The organism is Variovorax sp. P4_D9 (assembly GCF_056401695.1).
Genome location: NZ_JBFUIU010000970.1, coordinates 1 through 3,061, shown reverse-complemented (window position 1 = coordinate 3,061; position 3,061 = coordinate 1). Strand labels below are relative to the sequence as shown.

The following is a 3,061-nucleotide window of genomic DNA, read 5'->3' as shown; positions in this document are numbered from 1 at the left end:
GCACCCACACCCACCCGGAGGTTCAAGCCTGGCTCGCCAAGCACCCGCGGTTCGTCATGCACTTCACGCCCACCAGCGCCTCGTGGCTCAACATGGTCGAGCGCTTCTTCCGCGACATCTCGGAGAACCGCATCCGGCGCGACAGCTTCACCAGCGTGCCCGAACTGGAATTGGCGATCGATCTGTACGTGGCCCACCACAACGCCAACCCCAAACCCTTCATCTGGACCGCCAGAGCGACCGACATCCTGGCCAAGGTCACGCGAGCCAAGGCCGCACTGGCAAGGCGTACAAGATAAGTACATATCTGAGTGGCGCACTACACTAGCGTCATAGTGGCGGCTAGCGCCGCAAGCTTTAGCTTCATGTCTCTCTCTCCTTGGAGGCAGTCGCATGATTGCGAACCGTCCGAGCCAGTATGGACGCCAGTGGATGGCAAAGAAGCAAGGTGCGACGAATCAAAGGCGCTTACGCGACTTTGTGTGCAGTTCCATGGGACGATGCTCAACTGAGACAGAAATCGGCCAAAACCGCATCAGCCCCAGGACCCAGAGATGAACTCCGCACCGCGTGATTGGCCATTCGACAGCCCGCCCAACGTAGCTTGCCTCACGGTCCGGTCCATTGCCGACGGCTTGAAGCCCATCCTCATGGCCACAAGGGATGCGGAAGATGGCGCTTGGCAGTTTCTCACCGGCGACGCCTTCGACGCCGCAGAAGAGATGATGGTCTCGTTGGCAAGCGTCGTTGACCGGGACCCGACCCTGCTCCAACTTGCCGACGTTCAACCAGGCTGGATGGCATGGCGCGAGCATCACGGAGCTCCATGGAGCCGGCAGGCCGAAGCCCAGCAAACGGACGAGTAGCACGACGGGCAGAATGCTGCCAACAGCGGACCTAGGCTGGTCGGCGCCAGCTGCGGATGGTTGGGGGCGTTGACGGTGAGCATGGCGAAGCTGAGTTCCCATTTGCCGATCGCGTTACGCCACGGCGCCCACAAGCCAGCGATGCCTGGCGTCTCGCCTTCCGAGAGTGCGTGAACCGCGACGGGATGGCCTTGCCGGCGCGCAAGGCCGCGCGACGTTCGTGACCTCGGAATTTGATTCGCGCTGAGAGGCGACGCGCCTATGATGCCTTCTCGGGCATGGGAACGGATCCTGCGCCTCCAAACCCTCAGGAGACAGACATGGCCAAGAGGAAGACTGAGTCCGGTGTTTACYGCGTMACGGAGATCATCGGGACAAGTCCGGATTCCTGGGAGGCCGCCGCGAAGAGCGCGGTGGAGACCGCAGCCAAATCGCTGCGCGATCTGCGTGTCGCCGAAGTTTGCAAGCTCGACATGAAGATCGAAGAGGGCAAAGTCGTCGCCTTTCGTGCGAAGGTTTCGCTGTCATTCAAATACGAAGAGTGATCGCTGCCGCCGCCGCGCGGCTTGGTTCGCATCACGAGTTTTTCAACAGAATCGGCCCTGCCGGCGGCTCGTTGAGCCGCCTGTGCCCTCCGGGCGGGCAGCCTACGGCCAACTGCGGACTTTCGCTACGGCCGCTCATTTCGCCGGAAGGAGCCGTACGACAGCAGATTGACACCTGGTCATTCAGCAGCTCCTGCATCAACGTAGTGTGCTCAGTCCGCGCGTCAGTTGAGGCCAGAATGACCGGCCGGTCGGTGCTGTCAAATGTCTTAAGCACCTCGCAGCTTTTAAGGAATTCAGGAGACGCTCATGGCAACAATCGCCCAATGCTATTGCGGCGCCGTGGAGGTTGGTTTCGACCTTCCTCCCCGCGGGACCATTCATTGTCACTGCGGACAATGTCGACGCCAGTCGGGAGCGACATTTGCGACGTGGGTCAGCATGCCCGCACCGGCCGTGCCGCGGGCAGGGGCGGAGGCCATTAGTACATTCAGTCCGACGACGAACACGGTGCGCCACTTCTGCRAGGTCTGCGGCTCGCACTTGTACACCACGGACGCACGCTACGCAGACACTGTCGGCGTGCCCGCGGGCGCCGTCACTGGACCATTCGAACTGGTTCCGACGGGCCACTATTTTGTGGACGACAAGGCCCCGTGGTGCGTGATTTCGGATGGGTTGATGCAGTTTGGTGGCCGGTCAGGTTTCGTGCCRGTCGACCCACCGCCGAGCCGTTGAAAAGACCGCGTGCGGCCAACAGGAGACGTTCACCACTGACCGCTTTCGGTGGGCCTTGCCGGGGCGAGTTCATGGCATTACCCACGGCTCTCATCGAATCCATTGGACTTACCGCAACCATCACCGTTCAAGAGTCGACTATGTCAACTACGGGGCCCGCTACCGCTCGGAGCGAACAGTTCGACCTTGAGTTGTACAAGCTCTTGAAAGCCGAATCGTCGAGCTACTTCGACAAACTTCAAGCGATTTGGCTCCAGAAGTTTGTGCTCGTCGGCGCTGTTATCGCATTCCTTGTCACCACCCAGGAGAAGCTGCCGCAGCTCGGGCAAAGCCTAGTCCTCCCAGCGGCCGCCCTGGCGATACCCGTGTTATCTGCATTGCTTGATGCCAAGATCATGGAGTTCAGCCTGCATGCAAGATCTATCTCACGCTTCATCGGCGCACATTACTCAGACTTCGAGAATGTCGTGTCCTGGGAGGCTACGTTGTGGGGCTCAGGTACATCGGCGGTCGATCTTGCCTTGGTACGCACCAGAAGCCTGACCACGGTTCTCACTGCTGTCATCCCGACTATGGTGGTCTATTTGTTATCCGCCGTCGTACTTGGCGCCGTAACGGGCCTGAACCTGCTGTGCTTGTCGCTTGGTTTCGGAATGTGCCTTCTCTACGCAGCAATCACGTGGTTCCTATGGAACCTCGTCTGGAATCAATCCCGTGCCTAGTGTAGTGCGCTCGAAATAATAGAACTTAAAGTATACTGCGCGTACCAAGCTTTGCGGAGGTTTGAGCCATGCGCGTTGCCCGGAAGATCGAACTGGATGCTGTTGCCGAACGGGAGTTGACTGCGCTCGCCCGGCGCGGCCGCGTTGAGGCCCGCGTGCAGCAGCGAGCCAGGATCGTGCTGTTGTTGGC

Annotated in this window: 5 protein-coding genes; all 5 read left to right on the top strand. The window is 60.1% G+C overall.

Going from position 1 to position 3,061, the window contains the following annotated elements; all coding sequences use genetic code 11:
• A partial coding sequence (locus tag AC1DY5_RS49260) for a transposase (protein WP_478121607.1) occupies positions 1-299 on the top strand: 299 nt, incomplete at its 5' end.
• Positions 300-554: 255 nt separating this feature from the next.
• On the top strand, positions 555-866 hold the full coding sequence (locus AC1DY5_RS49255; RefSeq protein ID WP_478121606.1) for a hypothetical protein: 312 nt from the start codon (positions 555-557) through the stop codon (positions 864-866).
• 320 nt (positions 867-1,186) lie between these two features.
• On the top strand, positions 1,187-1,411 hold the full coding sequence (locus AC1DY5_RS49250; RefSeq protein ID WP_478121605.1) for a dodecin family protein: 225 nt from the start codon (positions 1,187-1,189) through the stop codon (positions 1,409-1,411).
• Positions 1,412-1,720: 309 nt separating this feature from the next.
• Positions 1,721-2,149 carry a GFA family protein gene (locus tag AC1DY5_RS49245; protein ID WP_478121604.1) on the top strand — a complete coding sequence of 143 codons (429 nt, stop codon included), beginning with the start codon at positions 1,721-1,723 and terminating at the stop codon, positions 2,147-2,149.
• A gap of 71 nt (positions 2,150-2,220) precedes the next feature.
• Positions 2,221-2,871: a hypothetical protein gene (locus AC1DY5_RS49240; protein WP_478121603.1), complete on the top strand. Its 651-nt coding sequence runs from the start codon at positions 2,221-2,223 to the stop codon at positions 2,869-2,871.
• The last annotated feature ends 190 nt before the right edge of the window (positions 2,872-3,061 follow it).

Coding starts and splice junctions, on each gene's coding strand:
- AC1DY5_RS49255 (WP_478121606.1), top strand. CDS start 555: ATGAACTCCGCACCGCGTGATTGGCCATTCGACAGCCCGCCCAACGTA.
- AC1DY5_RS49240 (WP_478121603.1), top strand. CDS start 2,221: ATGGCATTACCCACGGCTCTCATCGAATCCATTGGACTTACCGCAACC.